The sequence below is a fragment of the Actinomadura sp. 1N219 genome, assembly GCF_044326405.1.
GTDB lineage: Bacteria > Actinomycetota > Actinomycetes > Streptosporangiales > Streptosporangiaceae > Spirillospora.
In genome coordinates, this window is record NZ_JBIRAY010000011.1 from 301435 (window position 1) to 324305 (window position 22871).

The 22871-nt window shown below is 71.4% G+C and carries 18 protein-coding genes; 11 read left to right on the plus strand and 7 right to left on the minus strand.

Features of this window, described 5'->3' with window-relative positions; all coding sequences use genetic code 11:
* Positions 1 to 16: 16 nt before the first annotated feature.
* The 6 genes from ACH35V_RS30530 to ACH35V_RS30555 form a co-directional block, all read right to left on the minus strand.
* Positions 17 to 1177, minus strand: coding sequence for an acyl-CoA dehydrogenase family protein (locus ACH35V_RS30530; RefSeq protein ID WP_395977553.1), 1161 nt, complete (start codon positions 1175 to 1177; stop codon positions 17 to 19).
* Positions 1177 to 3291, minus strand: a complete 2115-nt coding sequence (locus tag ACH35V_RS30535; protein WP_395977555.1) for an acetate--CoA ligase family protein — start codon at positions 3289 to 3291, stop codon at positions 1177 to 1179. Before ACH35V_RS30535 ends, ACH35V_RS30530 begins: the two co-directional genes overlap by 1 nt.
* Positions 3288 to 4076, minus strand: coding sequence for an enoyl-CoA hydratase/isomerase family protein (locus ACH35V_RS30540; protein WP_395977557.1), 789 nt, complete (start codon positions 4074 to 4076; stop codon positions 3288 to 3290). Before ACH35V_RS30540 ends, ACH35V_RS30535 begins: the two co-directional genes overlap by 4 nt.
* Before the next feature lie 88 nt (positions 4077 to 4164).
* Positions 4165 to 5340 (minus strand): ABC transporter ATP-binding protein, encoded by a 1176-nt coding sequence (locus ACH35V_RS30545; protein ID WP_395977559.1) that lies wholly within the window; start codon positions 5338 to 5340, stop codon positions 4165 to 4167.
* Entirely contained in the window at positions 5337 to 6227 is an 891-nt protein-coding gene (locus ACH35V_RS30550) for an ABC transporter permease (protein ID WP_395977561.1), read from the minus strand. Before ACH35V_RS30550 ends, ACH35V_RS30545 begins: the two co-directional genes overlap by 4 nt.
* The gene (locus ACH35V_RS30555) at positions 6224 to 7123 is read right to left on the minus strand and encodes an ABC transporter permease (protein ID WP_395977563.1); all 900 of its coding nucleotides are present in this window, start codon (positions 7121 to 7123) and stop codon (positions 6224 to 6226) included. The genes ACH35V_RS30550 and ACH35V_RS30555 overlap by 4 nt, the downstream gene beginning before the upstream one ends.
* A gap of 244 nt (positions 7124 to 7367) precedes the next feature.
* Here ACH35V_RS30555 and ACH35V_RS30560 point away from each other — a divergent pair, with 244 nt between their 5' ends.
* The 11 genes from ACH35V_RS30560 to ACH35V_RS30610 all read left to right on the plus strand — a co-directional run bounded on the left by ACH35V_RS30560 (position 7368) and on the right by ACH35V_RS30610 (position 21259).
* Positions 7368 to 8642, plus strand: a complete 1275-nt coding sequence (locus ACH35V_RS30560) for a PucR family transcriptional regulator (RefSeq protein WP_395977565.1) — start codon at positions 7368 to 7370, stop codon at positions 8640 to 8642.
* Positions 8643 to 8784: 142 nt separating this feature from the next.
* Positions 8785 to 10290, plus strand: coding sequence for an aldehyde dehydrogenase family protein (locus ACH35V_RS30565; protein ID WP_395977567.1), 1506 nt, complete (start codon positions 8785 to 8787; stop codon positions 10288 to 10290).
* Entirely contained in the window at positions 10287 to 11936 is a 1650-nt protein-coding gene (locus tag ACH35V_RS30570) for a thiamine pyrophosphate-binding protein (protein WP_395977569.1), read from the plus strand. Before ACH35V_RS30565 ends, ACH35V_RS30570 begins: the two co-directional genes overlap by 4 nt.
* A gap of 75 nt (positions 11937 to 12011) precedes the next feature.
* Positions 12012 to 12599 (plus strand): PadR family transcriptional regulator, encoded by a 588-nt coding sequence (locus ACH35V_RS30575; RefSeq protein WP_395977571.1) that lies wholly within the window; start codon positions 12012 to 12014, stop codon positions 12597 to 12599.
* 40 nt (positions 12600 to 12639) lie between these two features.
* On the plus strand, positions 12640 to 14268 hold the full coding sequence (locus ACH35V_RS30580) for a urocanate hydratase (RefSeq protein ID WP_395977573.1): 1629 nt from the start codon (positions 12640 to 12642) through the stop codon (positions 14266 to 14268).
* Positions 14265 to 15476 (plus strand): CaiB/BaiF CoA transferase family protein, encoded by a 1212-nt coding sequence (locus ACH35V_RS30585; protein ID WP_395977575.1) that lies wholly within the window; start codon positions 14265 to 14267, stop codon positions 15474 to 15476. The genes ACH35V_RS30580 and ACH35V_RS30585 overlap by 4 nt, the downstream gene beginning before the upstream one ends.
* Complete coding sequence (locus ACH35V_RS30590) at positions 15457 to 16611, plus strand: GDSL-type esterase/lipase family protein (RefSeq protein WP_395977577.1); 1155 nt, start codon at positions 15457 to 15459, stop codon at positions 16609 to 16611. Before ACH35V_RS30585 ends, ACH35V_RS30590 begins: the two co-directional genes overlap by 20 nt.
* Positions 16608 to 17834, plus strand: coding sequence for a M20 family metallopeptidase (locus ACH35V_RS30595; protein WP_395977579.1), 1227 nt, complete (start codon positions 16608 to 16610; stop codon positions 17832 to 17834). Before ACH35V_RS30590 ends, ACH35V_RS30595 begins: the two co-directional genes overlap by 4 nt.
* Positions 17827 to 19122, plus strand: a complete 1296-nt coding sequence (locus tag ACH35V_RS30600) for a M20/M25/M40 family metallo-hydrolase (RefSeq protein WP_395977581.1) — start codon at positions 17827 to 17829, stop codon at positions 19120 to 19122. Before ACH35V_RS30595 ends, ACH35V_RS30600 begins: the two co-directional genes overlap by 8 nt.
* Positions 19119 to 20582, plus strand: coding sequence for a flavin-containing monooxygenase (locus ACH35V_RS30605; protein ID WP_395977583.1), 1464 nt, complete (start codon positions 19119 to 19121; stop codon positions 20580 to 20582). The genes ACH35V_RS30600 and ACH35V_RS30605 overlap by 4 nt, the downstream gene beginning before the upstream one ends.
* Positions 20579 to 21259: a carboxymuconolactone decarboxylase family protein gene (locus tag ACH35V_RS30610; protein WP_395977585.1), complete on the plus strand. Its 681-nt coding sequence runs from the start codon at positions 20579 to 20581 to the stop codon at positions 21257 to 21259. Before ACH35V_RS30605 ends, ACH35V_RS30610 begins: the two co-directional genes overlap by 4 nt.
* Here ACH35V_RS30610 and ACH35V_RS30615 read toward each other — a convergent pair.
* Positions 21233 to 22666, minus strand: a complete 1434-nt coding sequence (locus ACH35V_RS30615; protein ID WP_395977587.1) for a bis-aminopropyl spermidine synthase family protein — start codon at positions 22664 to 22666, stop codon at positions 21233 to 21235. The genes ACH35V_RS30610 and ACH35V_RS30615 overlap by 27 nt on opposite strands.
* Positions 22667 to 22871: the final 205 nt, after the last annotated feature.

Consider the following 22871-nt stretch of genomic DNA (forward strand, 5'->3'; position numbering starts at 1 on the left):
CAGGGCGGGGGTGACCTCAGCGGAACATTCCTCGTTTGAGCAGGTTGCGGGCGATGATGACGCGCTGGATCTCGGACGTGCCTTCCCAGATCCGCTCGATGCGGGCGTTGCGGTAGGCGCGTTCGACGTACGTCTCGTTCATGTAGCCGGTGCCGCCGAAGATCTGCAGGACGCGGTCGGCGACCCGGCCGAGGGCCTCGGTGGCGAACAGCTTCGCCGCGGCCGACTTGGCGTGGACGATCTTGGGCGCCGCGCCGCGGTCGGCCGACCACGCCGCCTCGTACGTCATCAGGCGCGACGCGTGCAGGTCGGTGGCGCAGTCGGCGAGCATGAACTGGATGGCCTGGTAGTCGGCGATCGGACGGCCGAACTGCACGCGCTGCTTCGCCCACTCGATGCCGTCGTCGATGAGCCGGGCCATCGGGCCGAGGCAGCGCGCGGCCGTCATGATGCGTCCGCTGCTGAGCGCGCCGTGGCCGAGGCTGAAACCGCGGCCGGGCTCGCCGAGCACATTCGCCGTGGGGACGGCGCAGTCGTCGAACACCAGCTCCGCTTGCCGGTAGCCGCGATGCCCCATCGTCTTGTGGAGTTGGCCGACGCTGAAACCGGGCGTGCCCTTCTCGACGAGAAAGGCGGTGATGCGGTCTTCGTCGCGGTCGGGGTGGGTGAGGGCGAAGACGATGGCGAAGTCGGCCGTGTCGCCGTGGCTGATGAAGCGTTTGCGGCCGTTGATGACCCAGGAGTCGTCGCGGAATTCGGCGCGGGTGCGGATTCCCGCCGCGTCCGATCCGGTGTCGGGTTCGGTCAGCGCGAAACACCACTGGATATCGCCACGGACGCATGGGACCAGGAACCGCTCGCGCTGCTCGTCGTCGCAGGCCAGCAGGACGCTCGGTGTGGTCGGCACGGTCTCGGCGACGCCGCCCGCCGCGCGGAACAGCACCTCGGTGACGAGGACCTGGCTGAGGACGTCCATTCCGCCGCCGCCGACCTCTTCGGGCATGCCCATCGAATTCAGTCCGATGGCGACGGCCTGCTCGCGGATGCGCCGCTCGACGTCCTCGGGAAGGCCGTCGTGCTCCTCGACGTAGTCCTCGTGCGGGATCAGCTCGGTCTCGGTGAACCGGCGGACCGTCTCGCGGAATTCCACGAGATGGCCGGGAATCGCGAAGTCCATCAGTTTCCTCTCGCAAGGACGATGAGCGCGTCGAGCGCCTGGCAGCCGTCGGGGCGGCAGAGCAGCGGGTTGACGTCGATCTCGGCGATCTCGGGGAAGTCGGCCAGCAGCCGTCCGACCTGGACGGCCGTGCCGGCGAGCGCGTCGAGGTCGGCGGGCCCGGCGCCGCGGAGGCCGCCCAGCAGGGCGCCGATCTTCAGGCGGCGGAGGACGGCGCGGACGTCGTCGGGGCCGAACGGCCAGAGCAGCGGGACCGCGTCGTCCAGCAACTCGGTGAGGACGCCGCCCGCGCCGATGACCACCAGCGAACCGGCGGCGTCGTTGCGTCCGCCGACGATCAGCTCGACGCCCGGCCCGGCCATGCGCTCGACCAGCACCTCGTTCGCCCTGCCGGTGCGCTCCTCGATGCGGTGGACGGCCTCGCGCAGCGCCTTCTCGTCGGCCAGCCCGATCTCGACGCCGCCGATGTCGGACTTGTGCGCGAGCCCGGCGGCGTGGACCTTGCAGACCACCGGGTAGCCGATCCGTCCGGCGATCTCGGCGGCGGCGTCGGCGTCGGCCGCCACCTCGCCGGGCGGGGACACCACGCCGTAGACCGACAGCAGTCGTTTCGCTTCGGCCTCGGGCAGCGTTCCTTTGAGCAGCGCTGCGGCGTGGCGGCGCGTCTCCGGGGCGGTGGCCGGGGTGGAGACCATCGCGCTCGCCGCCGGACGCGGCTCGCCGGCGAGCGCGATGGCGCGCAGGGCGGGGCGCGTCCCGGCGAGGAGGACGACCCCGTTCCGCCCGGCCAGGTCGGTCAGGCCGGGGGTGAGATCGGTGGTGGTCGTCATCATGACGACCGGGACGTCCAGCTCGGCGGCGGCCTCGCCCGCGCCGACGATCATCTCCGTCCAGCCGATCTCGTCCAGCGGGTCGGCGAGGGCGGGCGCGTCGCCCAGGAACGCGACGACGTCGACGTCCGGGCACTCCCCCATCGCGCGGGCGGCGGCGCGGTACACGTCCTGGTCGCCCCAGGCGTTCGCGCCGAGATCGAGCGGGTTGCGAATCCCCATGTACGGCGGCAGCACCGCGGCGATCGCGGCCTCGGCGGCTGGGTCCAGCTCGGCCAGCCGGACGCCGGCGTCGTCCGCGAGGTCGGCGATCAGGCCGCATTCGCCGCCGGAGCTGGCGAAGACGCCCACCCTGCCGCCGCGCGGCCTGCGGGGAGCGGCCAGCAGCGTGGCGAGCGCGATCAGCTCGTCCAGGTCGTGGACGCGGTGCACGCCGGTCTGCCGGAACAGCGCGTCGTAGGACGCGTCCCGTCCGGCGAGCGTGCCGGTGTGCGCGACCGTCGCGGCCTCGCCGACCGCCGACCGGCCCATCTTCAGGACGACGACCGACACGTCGAGCGACGCGGCCCGCTCCGCGAGCGCGCGGAATCTCGGGACGTCCGCCAACCCCTCCATGACCAGGCAGACGACCTTCACGCCGGGGTCGGTGAGGAAGTACTCCAGGCAGTCGGCCAGGTCGAGGACGGCCTGGTTCCCGGCCGACACGCCGTAGGCGACCGCGGGCAGGCGGCCCGACAGCATCATCGTCAGCGCCATGTTCCCGCTCTGCGCGGCCAGCGCGACGACGCCGTCCGCGTCCGCGTGGACGTACGGCATCTCGATGCCCCAGAGCGCGGCACGGCCCCGGTAGCTGGCGACGCCCAGGCAGTTCGGCCCGATCAGCGGCAGCCGGTCGCCCGCGGCGGCGACGAGGTCGTCCTGGCGGCGGCGTCCGTCCGCGTCGCGCTCGGCGAACCCAGCGCCGAACACGACCATGCCGCCCGCGCCGAGCCCGGCCGCCTCCGCCGCGAGCGCCGGGACGCCGGGCGCCGGGATCGCGGCGGCCACCGCGTCCGGCGCCTCGGGCAGGTCGCTCAGCGACGGGTAGGCCCGGACCCCGCCGACCTCCGTATGGGTCGGGTGGACGGCGTACAGGCGTCCCGCGAACCCGACGCCGCGCATGTTGCGCAGCGTCCGCAGCCCATAGCCGCCCTTCGGGGACGCGCCGACGACCGCGACGCTCGCCGGACGGAACAGCCGGTCGAGGCGGTGGCCGTCCGTCGCGAACTGCCGGGCGGTCATCATCGCCCCACGAAGACCGGACGGCGCTTCTCGATCGCCGCGGCCAGCCCCTCGGCCTTGTCCTCGGTGGGGACGCAGATCCGGGCGCCGCGCTGCTCGTTCCGCAGCGCCTCCTCGATGCTCAGCGTGTGGCCTGACCGGATGTTCCGCTTCGCCTCGCCGATCGCGATCGTCGGCCCGGCGGCGAAGATCCGCGACTGCTCCAGCGCGCGCTCCATCAGCCGGTCCGGCTCGACGACCTCGGACAGCACGCCGATGCGCAGCGCCTCGTCCGCGTCGATGATCCGGCCGGTGTAGATCAGCTCGGCCGCGCGGGCCTCGCCGACGAGGCGCGGCAGCAGGTAGGAGCCGCCCGCGTCCGGGCAGATGCCGCGCTGGGCGTACACCTGGCCGAACCGGGCGGCCGTCGAGCCGAACCGCATGTCGGCGGTGAGCGCGATGTCGAACCCGGACCCGGCCGCGACGCCGTTCACCGCCGCGATCACCGGGATCGGCAGCCAGTAGAGCCGCGCGATCGTGCGGTGCATCTTCGCGGGCCACGACTCCTCGTCCGCGTCGGCGTGCGCGGCCCACTCCTTGACGTCCGCGCCGGAGCAGAAGCCGCGCCCCGCGCCGGTGATCACCATGGCCCGGACGGACGGCTCCTTGCCGGCCCGCATGACGACGCGGTCCAGCTCGTCGATGTCGGTGTTGGCGATCGCGTTGAGCCGTTCCGGCCGGTTCAGGGTGAGCACACCGACGTCGCCGTCCATGTGCCAGGTGCAGCACTTGAGTGCCGGGAGTTCCATTACGTCCCTTCCGTGCGAATCCGTGCGAATCGAGGGCATGCCGAATAGAGGTCGTGGCGGGAGGCGCGTTCCGGTGGGTGCGGTGCGGTCAGGTCACGTGGGCCAGGAAGCGGCAGTCGGCCGCGCCCCAGCTCAGCCAGTGCGACGAGCCCTCGGTGTAGTCGGCCCGCGCCTCGGACGGCACCACCACCTGCAGCTCGGCGCCGTCCGCGGTGCGCAGGTGCACCTCGAGCTGGGGGCCGAGATACACGTGGGTGACGACGGTGCAGGCCACGGCGTTGCGTCCGGCGGCGGCGTCCGGCTTGTCCGCGCCGATCCGGACCCGCTCCGGACGGATCATGAACTCCCCGGCCGGGTCCGCCGAGACGTCGTTGGCCTTGTCGACCAGGATCCGCCCGGACATTCCGGCCACGTCCACGACGGTGTGCCGGGCGTCCTCGTCCACCCGCGTGGCGGGCAGGCAGATCGACTGGCCGAGGAACTTCGCGACGAACGAGTTGACCGGCTCCTCGTACAGCTCGTCCGGCGGCGCGGTCTGCTGCAGGACGCCCCGGTGCATCACGCCGATCCGGTCGGACAGCGCGAGCGCCTCGTCCTGGTCGTGCGTGACGTACAGGACGGTCGCGCCGATCCGCTTCCGCAGGTTCTTCAGCTCAAGCCGCATGTGGTCGCGCAGGTTGCGGTCGAGGGCGCCGAGCGGCTCGTCCATCAGCAGGACACTCGGGTCGAACACGAACGCGCGGGCGAGCGCGACGCGCTGCTGCTGCCCGCCGGACAGCTGCCGCGGGTAGCGGTCCCTGTACTCGGTGAGCTGCGTCATCGTCAGCACGCGGTCGATCTCGCGCTGCGCGTCCGCCTTCTTCATCCGGCGCATCCGCAGCGGGAACGCGATGTTCTGCGCGACGGTCATGTGCGGGAACAGCGCGTAGTTCTGGAACACCAGGCCGATGTTGCGCTTCTCCGGGACGTCGTCGGTGACGGCGCGTCCGGCCAGGTAGACCTCTCCGGCGGTGGCCGATTCGAGGCCCGCGAGGATGCGCAGGTTCGTCGTCTTGCCCGAGCCGCTCGGTCCGAGCAGGGTGACGAACTCGCCCTTCGCGATCGCGAGGTTGAAGTCGTGGACGGCGGGCGCGTCGCCGTACCACTTGTGGACGCCGTCGAAGACCACCTGCCGGTCGGTCGCGAGGGCGGCGGCCTGCCCGGCGGGCCCTCCGGCGGGCCGCCGGCCGGGCCGCTCGTCGGTCATCGGCGCTTGCTCGGTCATCGGCGCTCCCGCCGTTCACGGAGGATCTTGATCAGCTCGGAGAGGAGGAACAGCCCGAGGCAGACGGCGATGAGGATCGTGCCGGCGACCGCGAGCGTGGGCGTGAGGTCGTAGCGGACGCTGTCCCACAGCTTGCGCGGGAGCGTGACGGAGCCGCTGCCGGACACGAACAGGATGATCACCGCCTCGTCGAAGGCGATCACGAACGCGAACAGCGCGCCCGCCGAGATCGCGGAGGTCAGCGACGGCAGCGTGATCCGCAGCAGGGTCCGGGTCATGCCGGCGCCGAGCGTCCTGGCGGCGTTCTCCAGCTCGGGGTCGAACTGCTGCAGCGCGTTCGACACCGCGACGAGGACGTACGGGATGCCCATCACCGAGTACGCGACGGAGATCAGCTGCCAGTGCCCGATCACCTTCAGGTCGGCGAACGTGAAGTAGTAGCTCATCGCCAGCACGATGATCGGGATCAGCAGCGGCGAGTACAGCAGCGCGAAGACGAAGCCCTTCGCGCGGGCCTGGCTGCGCGCGAGGCCCCAGGCCGCGATCGTGCCGACCACGGTCGCGATCAGCGCGGCGAGCAGTGCGATCTTGGCGCTGAGCAGGGACGCGTCCACCCATGCCGAGTCGGCGAAGAACCGCCGGTAGTGGGTCAGCGACCAGCCCTCCAGCGGGAACGACAGGTAGTCGACGCTGTTGAACGACTCCAGGACGACGATCACGATCGGCGTCACGAGGAAGCCCAGGACCAGCGCGACCACGCCCCGCAGGACCCAGCGCAGCACCCGTTCCATCGGCGTCGCGGGCGACCTGCGGCCGCGGCGGGCGCCGGGCGGCGGCGCGGGCCTGGCCGCTTCCTCCCGCGCCGCGGCCGTGTCGACGGTGCTCACAGCGCCACCAGGCCCTTCACCTTGGTGAGCCGCCGCACGATCATCGTCAGCGCGGTGGCGACCACCAGCAGCATCGTCGCGAGCGTCGCCGCCATCCCCCAGTCGAAGTTGACCTGGACGGCCTGCGCGATGACCACGGCGATCGTGCTCTGCTTCGGGCCGCCGACCAGCGCGGGCGTGACGTAGAAGCCGAGCGCGATGACGAACACGAGCATCCCGCTGCTGACGATGGCCGGCAGCGCCAGCGGCAGGTACACGTGCGCGAACGCGCGCAGCGGTCCGGCGCCGAGCGAGCGCGCGGCGGGCGGAAGCGAGGTGTCGATCTGGTCCAGCGTCCCCTTGATGATGAGAATCGGGAACGGCAGCAGAATGTGCGTCATCGCGATGATCACCGCGCTTTCGCTGTACAGCATTCCCTGCGAGTCGCCGGTCAGCGGTTCCAGAATCGTGGTCACCAGCCCGTTGTCGCCGAGCAGGACGATCCAGGAGAACGACCGGACGAGGATGCTCGTCCAGAACGGAATGATGACGAGAAGCACCAGGAAACGCGCCTTGCGTTTCGACGTCCGGGCCAGGAAATAGGCCACCGGAAAGCCGAGCAGAACGGTCAGCACGGCCACCTCGGCGGACAGCCGGACGGTTATCACGAGGACGTCCCAGATGGCGTCGTCGGTGAACGCCTTGGTGAAGTTCCCGAAGCCAGGCTCCGGCTCGGTGAAGCTTTTCAGCAGCATCGCGCCGACCGGATAGGCGTACACGATCGCCATGAAGGCGACCGGCAGGCCGAGCGCCATCGCGACGAAGTCCGGACGCCGCGGGCGCCGCCGCCTGGGCGGGGGCGCGCCGGGGACGTCACCGGCCGGTGGCAGCCTCGTCGCGGAGGTACTCGCCGTCACGATTCACCGTCCCTCCGTTGCCGCATGCCGACCAGTCAACGGTTACGGCCCGCCATATGTCATGAGGGCCGGGTCACAAAAGTCGCTGAGGCGGCCTGTGTGAGCGGCACAGTTCGCCGGCTTCCGCGCCCGCCCGCCTCGGCGACCATGCCGTTGACGTGGGATGAAATCGCGTGATACATCTCCACAACCTGGGCCAGGTGCGTCACGCAGGTCGCTCCTGGCCCCCGGACTGGGGGGTGACATGGCACCGTCCGACACGTCCGCCGTCGTCGCCGAGCCGCTGGCGATCGTGGCCCGGAAACTCGAATCAGCGTCGACCGCGCTCGCGAACGAATTCGTCCGGCAGTACGTCTCGGCGGCCGAGTCCGGAACCGTCGACCGCCAGGCGCCCGTCGAGGCGTTCGACATGGCGGTGAGCGTCATCGGCGTGTGCTCGTCGGGTCTCGCCAGCGACGGGCCGGTCGGCGAGCTGCCGTCCGGGCGCGGAGCGCGCGTCGCGCTGCAGGGCCGGTCCGTGGTGGAGGCGGTCGAGTGGCTGCGGCTGCTGGAACGGGTCGTCACCGACCACGTCCTCGCCCACTCGGGCGCGGGCTCCGGCGGCATCGCGATGGACGGCGTCCGCGCCGTCCTCGGGCGCCTCGCCGAGCTGTTCGACGTGCTCTGCACCCGCGAGCTGGAGTCGTTCACCAGCACCTACAACGAGCTGGCGGGCTGGCAGGCCCGGGTCAGCACGGACCTGCTGAGCTGCCTGATCGCCGGTCCCGCCGTCGACGCGAGCACGGTGAACGACCAGGCCAGGATGCTGAACATCAACCCGCACCAGCCGTTCCGCGCGGTCGCGGCCTACCACGAACCGGCGCCGACGGCGCAGCAGTGGGCGCGCGTCCGCCGCCGGATCCTGGAGGTGCTGTGGCGGCACGACCCGCGCCGCGAGATCCTCCTGCGGGAGCGGCGCGGCGTGCTGCTCGCCCTGGTGCCGCTCGACCGGCCGGGCCCCGGGCTGGTCCCGCTGCTGACCGAGATGCTGGACGGCGAGCCGGGCCGGTCGCTGTTCGTGTCGGCGGGCGAGCCGGGCAAGTCGCTGTCGGCCGCCGGGCACAGCTGCCGGCAGGCGCTGTCCGCGCTGGAGATCAGCATCTACCGCGACCAGCGCGGCCAGGTCACCCAGTGCACGGACGTGATCCTCGAAGTGCTGCTCGCGCACAACCGGTGGGTGTCGAACCGGCTGATCGAGACCCGCATCGGGCAGCTCGTCGAGAAGCCGCATCTGCTGGACACGCTCCGCGTCTACATCACCTGCGATATGGCGCTGCAGCGGACGGCGGAGGAACTCCTCGTCCATCCGAACACGGTCGCCTACAGATTGCGGCAGATCGCGACGCTGACCGGACGGGATATGCGCCGCATCACCGACATCGGCGATCTCAATGTCGCGCTGATGGCCTACGACGCGATCCAGATGCGCCGCGACCGCGAAGAGGCCAGGACGGATCTGCGCGCCCGCTTGTTCGCCTGACCCGATGCCCGCCATCCGGCCCGCCATGTGCGGGACACATAATGACCATCGGATTTCTTTGGTGGTCCAGCCCCAACCCATTCCGAGCGGATGATTCTAGGCTTCGGTCCAATCGCCCAAAGACCGGTGTGAGCGGAGCGACATGGACCATCGTGCGGACACATACATCGACGGGACGTGGGTCGAGAACAACGGCGAGGACGTCATCGCCGTCATCGATCCCTCGACCGGGCAGTGCGTGGCCACGGTCCGCGAGTCGGCGACCGAGGACATGGACCGGGCCGTCGAGGCCGCCCGCCGGGCGCGTCCCGTCCTGCGCGCGATGGAGCCCGCCGACCGCGCCGGCCTGCTGGAACGCGTCGCGGACCACCTGGAGAACCGGCTGGACGAGATCGCGGCGCTGATCTCCAGCGAGATGGGCATGCCGCGCAAGCACTGCGCGAACTACCAGGTGCGCACCGCCGTCGGAACGTTCCGGAACACCGCGCGGGCCGTCGCCGACGTCGACTTCGCCGCGCCGCTGGACGGCCCGGCGCCGTCCGGCGGCTCGACCGTCCTGCGCGAGCCGGTCGGGGTCGTCGCCGCTATGACCCCGTGGAACTTCCCGCTGCTGCAGACCGCCGCGAAGATCGGCCCGGCGCTCGCCGCCGGCTGCCCCGTCGTGCTGAAGCCGAGCGAGGTGGCGCCGCTGGACGCGTTCGTCCTGGCGGAGGCGTTCGACGCGGCGGGCGCCCCGCCCGGGTCGTTCAACCTGCTGTTCGGCAACGGGCTGCACGTCGGCGAGTACCTGGCCCGCCACCCCGGCACCGCGATGGTGTCGCTGACCGGCTCGACCCGCGCGGGCCGCCGTGTCGCCGAGGTCGCCGCCGGGTCGATCAAGCGGGTGACGCTGGAGCTCGGCGGCAAGTCCGCGGCGGTCGTGCTGCCGGACGGCGACCTGGCGGCGGCCGTCGAGCGGGTGGTCCGGACCGTCCTGATCAACACCGGGCAGACGTGCACGGCGCTGAGCCGGCTGCTCGTGCCGTTCCAGTCGCTGCCGGAGGCGGAGCAGCTCGTGGCGGCGGCGATGGCGACGTACCGGGTCGGTCCGTCCGGCGACCCGGACGCCGACGTCGGCCCGCTGGCGAGCTGGAACCAGAAGCACCGGGTGACCGAGGCCACCGAGCGCGCCCTCGTCGACGGCGGCCGGACGATCTGGTCCTTCCCGGACGCCGAGCTGCCGCGCGACGGCTACTTCACCAGCCCCACCGCGTTCACGGTCAACGACCCTCGCATCGCGCTCGCCCAGCAGGAGGTGTTCGGCCCGGTCCTCGCCGTGATCCCGTACGTGGACGAGGACGAGGCCGTGTCGATCGCCAACGGCACCCCGTACGGGCTGGCGGGCGCGGTCTGGTCGGCGGACGAGGAGCACGCGCTGCGGTTCGCGGAGCGGATGGAGGCGGGCAGCATCGAGATCAACGGCGCGCCGTTCAACGGGCTCGCGCCGTTCGGCGGCTACAAGCAGTCCGGGTACGGGCGGGAGCTGGGCGCGTTCGGCATCACCCAGTTCACCGAGCTGAAGGCGATCCAGCGGCACACCACGAAGGGGCCGAGCGAAGCTCGTCCTTTGAATGGTGGTGGGCGGGGGCTGGAGGACGGTGCGCGATGACTGATCGCACCGGTGGCGACCTGGTCGTCGAGGCGTTGCGGGCGCTCGGCGTGGAGATGCTGTTCGGGGTGGCGAGCGTCCACAACCTGCCGATCCTGGACGCCGTCCGGCGGGACGGCGGGATCACGGTCGTGAACGTCCGGCACGAGCAGGCGGCGGTGCACGCGGCGGACGGCTACGCACGCGTCACCGGACGGCTCGGCGTGGCCCTAGCCTCGACCGGCCCCGGCACGGCGAACACGATGGGCGGTCTGTTCGAGGCGCAGTTCGCGGGGTCCCGCGTCCTGCTAATCACGGGCCAGGTGGAGAGCCGTTTCCTGGGCCGTTCCAAGGGCTATCTGCACGAGGCGGAGCAGCAGCTCGCCATGCTGCGCACGCTGACGCGCGAGGCGTGGACGGTGCGCCGCGCCGAGGACATCGCCGAAACGGTCGTGGCGGCGGGCCGCGAGACGGGTCGCGGATGGCCGCGTCCGACGGCCGTGGAGATCCCGGTCGACCTGCAGTACGCGCAGGTCCCGGCTTCGTCGCGGGTTCCGGAGGCGGCTCCGATGCCGCGCGCCGCGCCGCCCGCCGAGAGGGTGCGCGCGGCGGCGGACCTGCTGGCGGACGCCCGCCGTCCGCTGATCTGGGCCGGTGGCGGCGTGCTCAGCGCGGGCGCCTGGCCCGAGCTGCGCCGCCTGGTCGAGCGCCTGGAGATCCCCGTCGTCACCTCGGTGCAGGGACGCGGCGCGCTCCCCGAAGACCACCCGCTGTGCCTAGGCGCCCTGGTCACGACGCCGCCGTTGCGCGACGTGGTCGAGGACGCCGACGTCGTCCTCGCCGTGGGCGCCCGCTTCCAGATGTACACGACCGACGCGTGGCGACTGCGGCTCACCGGCGCGCTGATCCACGCCGACGCCGACACGAGCGTGTTCGGCCGCACCTACCCGCCCACCGTCGCGCTGCACGGCGACGCCCGCGAGACGCTGCGCGCGCTCGACGAGCACGTCACCGCCACCGCCGCCACTGGGGAATGGGCTGTGACCGGCCGGAAGGCCGCCGCCGAGGCGCGCGAGAACTCGCTGGAATCCCTCGGTCCGGATCATCGGGCGATCGTGGCCGCGATCCGCCGGTCGCTGCCGCGGGCAGGCGTGATCGTCCGCGACTCGACCGTCCCGGCGTACGCGTGGGGCGACCGGCTGCTGCCGGTCCTGGAGCCGCGCACGTCGCTGCACCCGGCGTCCGCCGCGATCGGCCCCGGCCTGCCGCTGGCGATCGGCGCCGCGCTCGGCAGCGGGGAGCGCACCGTCGTCGTCCACGGCGACGGCGGCATCATGCTGTCGATCGGCGAGCTGTCGACCCTCGCGCAGGCGGACGCGCCCGTCACGGTCTGCGTGTTCAACGACCGCGGGTACGGCGTGCTGCGCGACGTCCAGCACGCGACGTTCGACGGCGCCCGCAACGACGTCGACCTGCACACTCCCGACTTCGTCGCGCTCGCCGCCGCGATGGGCGTGCCCGGCGAGAAGGTGGCGGACGCCGCCGCGTTCGACCGCGCGTTCGCCCGCTCGGTCGAACGCGGCGCCGGGCCGTACCTGATCGAGATCGACCTGACGGCGCTGGCCCCGATGAAGCGCCGCGCCGGACGCCAGCAGCTGCTGGGCTGACCGAATCCCCGTTCGTCCGATGGTGAGAGGAGCCGTGCCCGATGACCGTCCAGAATGGATGGTACAGTTCACAACATGGCGATCAACCTCTCGTCCAGCTCCTACCTCGTGCTGGGGCTGATCGGCCTGCGCGGGCCCAGCTCGTCGTACCAGCTCAAGCGGGCCGTCGAGCGCTCGGTCGGCTACTTCTGGCCGTTCCCGCACAGCCAGCTCTACGTGGAGCCGCGGCGGCTGGCGGAGGCCGGGCTGCTGGAAGAGTCCGCCGAGACCGAGGGACGCCGCCGCCGGACGTACTCGCTCACACCCGCGGGCCGCGAAGTACTGCGCGAATGGCTCCGGGACCCCGACACCGAGGTCTTCCAGGTCCGCAACGAGGCCGAGCTGAAGCTGTTCTTCAGCGAGCTCGGCGACGAGGGCACGGCGGAGCGGCTCGCCGAGGCGCAGGTCCGCTACCACCAGGGCCGGCTGGACGAGTTCCAGAAGATGCTGGAACGCCTGGTCGACGTCCCCGACCTGGAGAAACGGGTGGCGCCGCTCGTCCTCGGCGTCCGGATCGAGGAGGCGTGCCTGTCGTTCTGGCACGACGTCCGCGACTCGGGCGTGCGCGGCGCGCTGGGCCGCACGCGGCTGCCCGGCGGGCACGAGGGGCCCCACCCGGACTGACAACTGCACGGCGCCCGAAGCGGGCGAGAAGGGGACGCACATGGTGATCGCCGACATCGCCCACCGAGGACTACGCTGCCGGGGACCGCGCCAGGAGACGCTCCTGCGGATGCTGGAGAACACCCTCACGCACGCGGAACGCCCGGACGACCTCATCGTGTACGCGGGCCTCGCGAAGGCAGCCCGCGACCACGCCGCCCTGAAGCTCATGACCGAGGCGCTGCTGACGCTGGAGGAGCACGAGACGCTCGTCGTCCAGTCCGGCAAGCCGATCGGGGTGTTCCCGACCGGGACGCGGGCGCCGCTGGTCCTGATGGCCAACAGCAACCTGGTCGGCCGCTGGGCGACCAGCGAGCATTTCTACGAGCTGGAGCGGCGCGGCCTGATCGCCTGGGGCGGGTACACGGCGGGCGACTGGCAGTACATCGGGTCGCAGGGCATCGTCCAGGGGACGTACCAGACGCTCACCGCCGTCGCCGACGAGCATTTCGGCGGCGACCTGGCCGGACGGCTCGTCGTGACCGCCGGGCTCGGCGGCATGGGCGGCGCGCAGCCGCTCGCGACCGTCATGGCGGACGGCGTCGCGCTCTGCGTCGAGGTCGACCCCGAACGGATCGAGAAGCGGATCGCCAGCGGCTACCTGGAACGCGCCACCGAGTCGGTCGACGAGGCGGTTGCCTGGGCGCGGGAGGCGGTCGCGTCCCGGACGGCCGCGTCCATCGGGCTGCTCGGGAACGCCGCCGACGTGCTTCCCGAGCTGCGCGAACGCGGCCTCGTCCCGGACGTCGTCACCGACCAGACGGCGGCGCACGACCTGATGTACGGGTACGTGCCGTCCGGCATGACGCCCGCCGAGGCCGCGGCCCTCCGCGAAAGCGACCCGGACGAGCTGACCCGCCGCGCCCGCGCCTCCATCGCGACCCACGTGGAGTGCATGCTCGCCTGGCAGGACGCGGGCGCCGTCGTCTTCGAATACGGCAACAACCTGCGGGCGCAGGCGGCGGAGAACGGCGTCGACGCGTTCCGCATCCCGATCTTCATCGAGCGGTACATCAGGCCGCTGTTCTGCCGGGGCCTCGGCCCGTTCCGGTGGGTGGCGACGTCCGGCGAGCAGGCCGACATCGACCTCATCGACACGATGGTGGTGCGGGAGTTCCCCGGGAACGCGCTCGTCCAGCGGTGGATCCCGATCGCGCAGAAGTACGTGCGGCAGGCCGGGCTGCCGTCCCGCATCTCGTGGCTCGCGCACGGCGAGCGGGCCAAGCTCGCGCTACTGGTCAACGAGGCGGTGCGGAGCGGCGAGCTGCACGGCCCGGTCGCGTTCACCCGCGACCACCTCGACGCTGGCGGCGTCGCGCAGCCGCTCCGCGAGACCGAGAACATGCCGGACGGCTCCGACGCCGTGTCCGACTGGCCGCTGCTGAACGCGCTGCTCACGGCCGGTTCGGGCGCCGACCTCGTGGCGATCCACGCCGGTGGCGGCGGCTACGCGGGCTACATGCAGAGCGCCGGGGTCACGCTCGTCGCGGACGGCACCGCCGCCGCGGACGAGCGGATCACGGCGGCGCTCACCGCCGACACCGGCATCGGCATCATGCGCTACGCGGACGCCGGGTACGAGACGGCGGCCGACGCCGTCCGCGCGAGCGGCCTGCGATGGTTCGGGTGACCGGGGAGCGGGCCGGGGAACGGATCGGGGAACGGGCCGCGCTGGACGGCGTCCGGGTTCTTGATCTGAGCCGCGTCCTGTCCGGCCCGCTGTGCGGCCGGATCCTCGCCGACCTGGGCGCGGAGGTCATCAAGGTCGAGTCGCCGGCGGGCGACGACGGCCGCCGGTTCGGCCCGTTCGTGGACGGCGGCAGCAGCTTCCACCGCCTCATGAACCGCAACAAGTTCGGCATCACCCTCGACCTGAAGGACCCGGACGACCGCGAGCGGTTCGCCCGGCTCGTCGCCCGCTCGGACGTCCTGATCGAGAACTTCCGTCCCGGCGTCATCGGCCGCCTGGGCTTCCCTCCCGAGGAGCTGCTGCGCCTCAACCCGGCCCTCGTCGCGGTCAGCATCAGCGGCTTCGGCCAGACGGGCCCGCTCGCCGACCGTCCGGCCTACGACCTGATCGTGCAGGCGATGTCCGGGCTGATGTCGGTGACGGGCCCGGACGGCGGGCCCGGCGTGCGCGTCGGCGTGAGCATCGGCGACATCGTGCCCGCGCTGTACGGGGTGGTGGCTGTCCTGTCGGCGCTGTACCAGCGGGATCGCACCGGACGCGGCCAGCACATCGACGTGTCCATGTTCGACGGGCTCGTCTCCGTTCTGGAATCGGTGGCGATGCGGGCGCTCCACACGGACGAGGACATGCACCCGACCGGCGGCCACCACGCGATCAGCGCGCCCTACGGGACGTTCGAGGCGAAGGACGGCCCGGTCGCGATCGCGGTGGCGAGCGACGTCCTGTTCGCGCGGCTCGCAGACGTCCTCGACCGGCCCGGCTGGCTCACCGACGACCGCTACACGACCGACGCCGACCGCGGCCGCCACCGCGAGGAACTCCAGGCGGAGGTCGAGGCGGCGCTCGCGGATCTGACCCGCGCGGACGTCCTCGACCGGCTGGGCGCGGCGGGGGTGCCGTGCGGGCCGGTCCTCGACGTCCGGGAGGCGCTGTCCCACCCGCACACGCTGGCCCGCGGCCTGGTGCGGGACGAACCGGACGGCTTCCGCACCCTCGCGGGCGCCGTCCGCATGGCGGGCGGCGTCGAGGAGTTCCGCCCGGCGCCCGCGCCCGGCCAGCACGACCACATGCTCGCGGCCTGGCTCACAGAGGAGCCGCGGATCCCGCCCCGTCCGGAGGGAGCAGAACGTGCTGAAGATCGACCTTGAGAACGGCCCCGTCACGATCGCGGGCGCGCTCGACGTGGAGCGCACGTCCACCGGGCTGATCCCCCGGCGGCTGCCCGCCTGGACCCGCCCGCAGCTCACCGACCCGTACCTGCGGCTGATGGTGCCGAGGCCCGCCGGGGTGCGGCTCGTGTTCCGCACCGAGGCCGACAACGTCGAGCTGGACGTCTTCGTCACCCGGTTCCGCAACGCCCACTTCCCGCTCTTCCCCGTCGCGTTCGACGCGGTCGCGAGCTGGTGCCGGGTGCTCTCCGAGGAGGTGCGCGGCGGCGACGTCTGCGTCGTCCGCGCTGGTCAAGTGGTCGAGACCGAGCGGGGCAAGCCGGAGACGATCCGGTTCGAGGGGCTCGGCACGTCCTGGAAGGACGTCGAGATCTGGCTACCCCAGGCCGCGATCGTGGAGCTTCGGGAACTGCGCGCGGACGGCATCGTCGCGCCCGGCAAGCTCCCCGGCCGCCGCTGGGTGCACTACGGCAGCTCGATCAGCCACTGCGCGGAGGCGGGGAGCCCGACCAGCGCCTGGCCGACATGGGTGGCGCGGCAGGCGGGGCTCGACCTGACGTCGCTGGCGTTCGCCGGGAACTGCCATCTCGACCCGTTCGCCGCCCGGACGATCCGGGACGTGCCCGCCGACGTCGTCACGCTCAAGGTCGGCATCAACGTGCAGAACCTCGACTCGCTCAAGGAGCGGACGTTCGTCCCGGCGCTGCACGGGTTCCTCGACACGATCCGCGACGGGCATCCGCGGACGCCGCTGCTCGTGGTGTCGCCGATCATCTGCCCCACCGCCGAGGACCGCGCCGGGCCGACCGTCCAGGACGAGACCGGCCGCTACCACGCGACGGGCGGCCCGTCGTCCGGCCTGACCCTCACCCGCATCCGGACGCTGATCGAGGAGATCGTCGAAACGCGCGCCGAACGCGACCCGCACCTCCGCCACCTCGACGGACGGGCCCTGTTCGGCCCGGCGGACGCGGACGACCTCTACGACGGCCTCCACCCGAACGCGGACGGCTACCGCCGCATCGGCGAACGTTTCCACGCGCGAGTGTTCGGCCCGGACGGCCTGTGGCCGGAGCTGGGCGGCGGCTCTCCGACTGAAGGGCGACCACGATGACGACCGTTTCGACTTCGACGGAAGACCGCACGGCCCGGGTGCTCGGCCTCATCGACCGGCACGAGCCGGAGATCGTCGCCTTCCTCCGCGACCTGCTCCGCATCCCGAGCGTCTGGGGCGACGGCCCGGCGCTGACGGCCGCGGCCGAGCATCTCGCGGCGCCGCTCGCCGACGCCGGTCTCGCGGTCGAGCTGCCCGGCTCGGGCACGGACGGGATGCCGAACGTCCTGGCCCGCGCGTCCAGCGGCCGCGATCCGGGGGACGCGCTCATCTTCAACGGCCACATGGAGGTGTACCCGCCGTCGCAATCGTGGCGGCGGGACCCGTTCGGCGGCGAGATCGACGGCGGCCGCGTCTACGGCGTCGGCGTCGCGGACATGAAGGCCGGGACGGCCGCGATGACGATGGCCACGGCGATGCTGGCCCGCTCCGGCGTGCCGCTCCCGCGCGACGTCGTCGTGCTCGCCATCCCGAACCATTTCGAGGGCGGCGAAGGCACCCGGCAGGCGCTGCGGGACGGGCTGCGCGGCGCATACGCGATCAACTGCGAGCCGAGCGGCCTGCGCGTCCTCACCGGCCAGCGCGGCATCGCCTACGTCACCGTGACCGTGCGCGGCCGGGCAGCGCACACGACCGCGCTCGACATCGGCGTGAACGCCATCGCGCGGGCCGCGGAGATCGTCCGCGAGGTGCTCGCGATGCCGATCACGCGCGCGTCCGGGGAGATGCTGGACGACGTCAAGATCTGCAACGCGGCGCAGATCTCGGGCGGGGTGGCGCACAACCTCGTCCCGGAGCGCTGCGAGATCACGTTCGACTTCCGGTTCCCCGCGACGCAGACGCAGGACGACGTGCTGCGGGACGTCCGCGCCGCCGTGGAACGCGCCGTCGACCGCCTCACCGAATTCCCGGTGGACGTCGAGCTTGAGGCGACCTGCCTGAAGAATCCGCGCAGCTCGCTGCGGGTGCCGTCCGGCGAACGCCTCCTCGCCGACGTCGCCGCCGCGCACCGCCGCAGCACCGGCGAGGCCGCCGCGCACGACGTGCATCCCGCGTGGCCGGACACGCCGATCTTCTGGGAGTCGGGCATCAAGGCCGTCACCTACGGCCCCGGCTCGATGGACTGCTACTGGGACGACGAGTGGGTCGCGGTCGAGGAGTATTTGGCCGCCGTCCGGACGTACGCGGTCGCGGCCCTCACCCTGGGCGGCGGCAATGCCTGACGGCGCGGTCGCGGTCGCGCCGGTCGCGGAGATCTGCTCGGACCTCATCAGGTTCGACACCACCAACCCCGGCGGAACGGAACGGAAGGCGGCCGAGTACGTCGCCGCGCTGCTGTCCGGAATGGGCCTGGAGCCGCAGGTCATCGAGGCGGAGCCGGGACGGACGAACGTCGTCGCGCGGATCGAGGGGGCGGAATCTGGCCTGCCGGCGCTGCTCGTCCAGGGGCATCTCGACACCGTCCCGGCGGACGCCGCCGCCTGGTCGCGGCACCCGCTCAGCGGCGACATCGCGGACGGCTGCGTCTGGGGCCGCGGCGCCGTCGACATGAAGAACGCGGTCGCGATGACCCTCGCCGCGGTCGGCGGCGCGCTCGCCGGTGGCCGCCGCCCGCGCCGCGACCTCGTGCTGGCGTTCCTCGCGGACGAGGAGACCGGCGGGAAGCTGGGCGCCGGGCACCTGGTCACCGAGCATCCGGACCTGTTCGAGGGGTGCGGTGCGGCGATCGGCGAAGTGGGGGGCTTCAACGTTCCCGTCCCTTCCGCCGCCGCCCCGCTGTTCGCGGTGTCGGTCGCCGACAAGGGCCTGCGCTGGTACGAGGTGGTGGAGAAGGGCGTCGCCGGGCACGGCAGCATGCTCCCGGACGACAACCCGATCCCGCGGCTGGCGGAGACGACGCTGCGGCTGGTGTCGTCCGCGCAGCCGTACACGATCACCGAGCCGATGCGGCTGCTGGCGTCCCGGGTCGCCGGACGTCCCGTCACCGACCCCGGCGAAGTCGCGGACGTGCTCGCCAATCAGACCGGCCCGTTCGGCCGGATGTTCGCCGCCGGAATCCGCACCACCGTCAACGTGACGCGGATCGGCGCCGGATACAAGGAGAACGTCATCCCCGGCGAGGCGTGGGCGCGGTTCGACTGCCGCTACGTCCCCGGTCATGAGGACGGCGTGGACGAGCAGCTCACGTCCGCCGCCGGTTCCGGGACCGAGGTGTCGTTGCTGCGGCGAAGCCCGTCCGTCCTTTCCGACCACGAGAGCGAATGGTTCGGCCTGCTCACCGAGGCGCTGCGGCAGGTCAGCCCCGGCTGCGAGGTAGCGCCGTTCGTGTTCAGCGGCGGCACCGACAACAAATGGTTCCGGACGCTCGGCATGGAGACGTACGGCTTCACGCCGATGCTGCTGCCCGCGGGTTACGACTATCCCGCGATGTTCCACGGCGTGGACGAACGCGTTCCCGTGGACTCCCTCGAATTCGGCGTGCGAGTCATGGAAAGACTGATATCCCTATGAGCCGTACACGAGGGCCCAGGGTGGCGATCATCGGCTGCGGGTTCGGCGGCATCGCCACCGCGGTGAAGCTCAAGAAGAAGGGCCTGACGAACTTCACCGTCTTCGAGCAGTCGGACGGTCCGGGCGGCACATGGTGGGACAACCGGTATCCCGGCTGCGAGGTCGACATCGCGTCCCATGCCTATTCTTTCTCGTTCCTGACCTACGACTGGACGCGCACCCACGCCGGGCAGGCGGAATTGCAGCAGTACGCCGAGCACGTCCTCGACCGGTTCGACGTCCGGCGGCACTGCCGCTTCGGCGTCCGCGTCGAATCGGCCACCTGGGACGCGGACGAGGCGCGCTACGACGTGCGGCTCGCGTCCGGCGAGACGGAGCCGTTCGACGTCGTGATCAGCTGCCTCGGCCTGCTCAGCCGGCCGCGCCACCCCGACTGGCCCGGCCTGGACGACTTCGAGGGCCCGAAGTTCCACACCGCCCGCTGGGAGCCTTCGCACGACCTGTCCGGCAAGCGCGTCGCCGTCGTCGGCACCGGCTCGACCGCCACCCAGGTCGTCCCGGCCATCGCCGGAAAGGTCGAGCAGCTCTACGTCTTCCAGCGGCAGCCGGGCTGGATCCTCCCTAAGGGCGAACGCGACTACACGCCACGCGAACGGGCCGTTTTCAGGCGGCTGCCGGTCGTCCAGAAGTTGCGCCGCCTGCGGCTGTTCTACCAGTTCCGGGTCATGTTCAAGGGATACGATCTTCACGGTAAACGGCAGCAGCGCAACCTTCGGCAATGCCGCGAATACATCCGATCCACGGTGGACGACCCGGACCTGCGCGCCCAGTTGACGCCCGACTATCCGTGGGGCTGCAAACGCCCGGTATTGGCGACCGGATTCTATCCGGCGCTGAACCGGCCGAACGTCGAACTCGTCCCTCACGCGGTCACGCGGGTCACACCCAAGGGCATCGTGGACGCCACCGGCACCGAACGCGAAATCGACGTCCTCGTCATGGCGACCGGCTTCCACGCGACGAAGTTCCTGGCATCGCTGGACGTGCGCGGCACCGGCGGCGTCTCCATTCACGACACGTGGAAGAACGACCCGAGAGCCTTCCTCGGCATAACGGTCCCCGGCTATCCGAACTTCTTCATGCTGTACGGCCCTAACACGAACGGCGGCTTCTCCGTCCTGGCGCAGCTCGAACGCCAGGCCGAGGTAGCGGTGCGGACGATCTCGCGGATGCGCCGTAAGGGGCTGCGGGTCGTGGACACTCGTCCGTCCGCCACCGAGCGGTGGGTGCGGTGGGTGGACCGGCAGCTCGTCAAGCACGCGTCCGCGATGGGGGCGAACTGCACGAACTACTACCACGCCGAGTCCGGACGGAACGTCACGCAATGGCCGAAGCCGCACGGCGAGTACTACCTGCTGACCAAGACGCTGCCGTATGTCGGCTTCATCGAAGTGCGATGAAGGCCCTAGAAGCACTCCGCGCCACAGACCCCGAGTTCTACGCGGCCTGTGTCGAACTGCTGGACGTCCCACACCGACATTCCGCACTGGACGCCAAAACCCGGGAGCTGATCGCCCTGGCGGTCAACGCGGCGGTCACCCACCTGCACGAGCCCGGCATCCGGCGGCACGTCCGCGCCGCCCTGGACCACGGCGCGACCCGCGAAGAGATCATGGAGACGTTCCAGCTCACGGCCGTTCTCGGCATCCACGCGGCGAGCACCGGCTTCCCACTCCTACGCGACCTCCCTCCGCCTCCGAGCGACGACATCGACCGCGAGAGCATCAAAGCCGAATTCGTCCGGCGCCGCGGCTATTGGGACACCGCGTGGGAGGACGTCCTCCAGCGCGCCCCCGCCTTCTTCGCCGCCTACCTGAACTTCTCCGCGATCCCTTGGAACAGAGGCGTCCTGGAGCCCAAGGTCAAGGAACTCATCTACATCGCGATCGACGCGTCGGCCACGCACCTGTTCACGGACGGCCTGAAAGTCCACATCGACAACGCCATCGGCCACGGCGCGACACCGGACGAGATCGCCACCGTATTGGAGATCGCAAGCACGATCGGCGTCCAAACAATGGAAGTGGGCATCCCCATCCTCCAGGAGGAACTAGCCCGGCGCGCCGCCACTACCTAGGCATTCCTGAATAGCACCCGGCAATTCCCGCAGCCGATGCATGGGCAACTCAAGCAAGGTCACATCGGCCGCCCATGGCGCAGCCTCGGCGACCACCGCACGCGCCTGCCGCTTCGTCAGATCACCACGGACGTCGATCAACGCGTCCCGCCAGGTGTTGGCCACCTTCCCATGCGCCCGATCCATCACCGCCCGCAGAATGCGCAACGCCGGATCATCACGAGGCTCATCCCTGCGGACGGCCTCAATCCCACGCCCATCCCCACTCAGTTCGTAAACCGGCTGCAGAATCGCGGGAAGCTCGCCCAACTCAACCGCCTCGTCCGACACGACCCGCACCCGCTCGGCCCGCGTAGCCAAAAGCACGCGCACCGCCGTCGCCTCCATCCCGGCGGGCAACGCCACACCGACCTGCCGCACCTTGGCCGCGTAAGGCTTGGCCAACCAGGTGCTCAACCGCACACGCGCCACCCCGGGCAGCACGTCCTTCGGCCAGGCCCCCACCAGCACGTCCGGCCGAACGTCCCCCAGATCCTCGGCGGAAACCTTCAACTGCTCCCGCGCCTCAACCGCCTGCGGCCCCTGCGTATAAATGGCGGCACTGAACCGTTCCGCACGCGCACTAGCCGCCGGAAGACTCTTGGACGTAGGACGAAGCACATACAAATCAGCAGCAGACCCGATGGCCTCAGCCCCGTAATACCGATTGAAGTCCGGGTAAATGGCCTCGGACACCAAGTTCAAATCCCGCAACGCATTCTGCACCTTCAAGGCCAGCATCGGCGTCCGCTCACTGGCCCCATAAGCAAGCAGCATCCGCCCACGCGCCTGCTCACGCAGCCCTTGAATGCCCCGCGCCACGAACAACCCGACCCCGTCCGCCGTATAAGGCGGATCCGTGACCACCAAATCAGCGAACTCCACAGCCGACCCCGGAAGCCCAAGCCGCAAATCGGCCCACCGCGTCCGAACACTCAACCCCAGCTCCGCCGCCCGCTCGTCGATATAGGCGAGAATCCGCTCATCGATGTCGACCACCAGGGTCTCGACCTGCGGATGGATCATCCCGACCGCGAGCGAGGTCAGGTCATGATCGCCGACGCAGAGCAGCCGCGCGTCCCCCAGCCAGAACCGCGCCCCCAGCAGCAGCGCCCGCCGCACCACCGTCTCCGGCGTCGCCGCCACATGATCGAGAACATGCCGCCCCCGCGGCGCCCGCGCGATGAAATCCGCCAGCCGCTCGACAACGGCCCGATGCTCCGGCAGCAGATGTCCGACGGGATCGGCCGGGACGAACGGCCGAAGCGCGCTTTCCAGCAGCTCGCCGATCTCCCGGGCCTGCTCGGCGTCCAGCCGGAACCGATCGTCCTCGCGCTCCACCGCGAGCCCGGCCAGCAGCGCCTCCACCGACCTCCGGGGCGCCGCGCTCGCCCGGATGAGAGCGGCCATCGACCACCACCGGCCGTCCGCCAGCAGGCTCAACGCGGCGTGGACCCGCCGGGGATCCATGCCCTCAACATCCGGAAGCCCCGCCGTCCCGTCCACCCGCCAGACCCTACCGCGCCTGCGCAGGTCGCTTTCTGAGCTGCGTGTCGTATCCGGCCGCGCGCCA

Coding starts and splice junctions, on each gene's coding strand:
- ACH35V_RS30530 (WP_395977553.1), bottom strand. CDS start 1,177: ATGGACTTCGCGATTCCCGGCCATCTCGTGGAATTCCGCGAGACGGTC.
- ACH35V_RS30535 (WP_395977555.1), bottom strand. CDS start 3,291: ATGATGACCGCCCGGCAGTTCGCGACGGACGGCCACCGCCTCGACCGG.
- ACH35V_RS30540 (WP_395977557.1), bottom strand. CDS start 4,076: ATGGAACTCCCGGCACTCAAGTGCTGCACCTGGCACATGGACGGCGAC.
- ACH35V_RS30545 (WP_395977559.1), bottom strand. CDS start 5,340: ATGACCGAGCAAGCGCCGATGACCGACGAGCGGCCCGGCCGGCGGCCC.
- ACH35V_RS30560 (WP_395977565.1), top strand. CDS start 7,368: ATGGCACCGTCCGACACGTCCGCCGTCGTCGCCGAGCCGCTGGCGATC.
- ACH35V_RS30565 (WP_395977567.1), top strand. CDS start 8,785: ATGGACCATCGTGCGGACACATACATCGACGGGACGTGGGTCGAGAAC.
- ACH35V_RS30570 (WP_395977569.1), top strand. CDS start 10,287: ATGACTGATCGCACCGGTGGCGACCTGGTCGTCGAGGCGTTGCGGGCG.
- ACH35V_RS30575 (WP_395977571.1), top strand. CDS start 12,012: ATGGCGATCAACCTCTCGTCCAGCTCCTACCTCGTGCTGGGGCTGATC.
- ACH35V_RS30580 (WP_395977573.1), top strand. CDS start 12,640: ATGGTGATCGCCGACATCGCCCACCGAGGACTACGCTGCCGGGGACCG.
- ACH35V_RS30595 (WP_395977579.1), top strand. CDS start 16,608: ATGACGACCGTTTCGACTTCGACGGAAGACCGCACGGCCCGGGTGCTC.
- ACH35V_RS30600 (WP_395977581.1), top strand. CDS start 17,827: ATGCCTGACGGCGCGGTCGCGGTCGCGCCGGTCGCGGAGATCTGCTCG.
- ACH35V_RS30605 (WP_395977583.1), top strand. CDS start 19,119: ATGAGCCGTACACGAGGGCCCAGGGTGGCGATCATCGGCTGCGGGTTC.
- ACH35V_RS30610 (WP_395977585.1), top strand. CDS start 20,579: ATGAAGGCCCTAGAAGCACTCCGCGCCACAGACCCCGAGTTCTACGCG.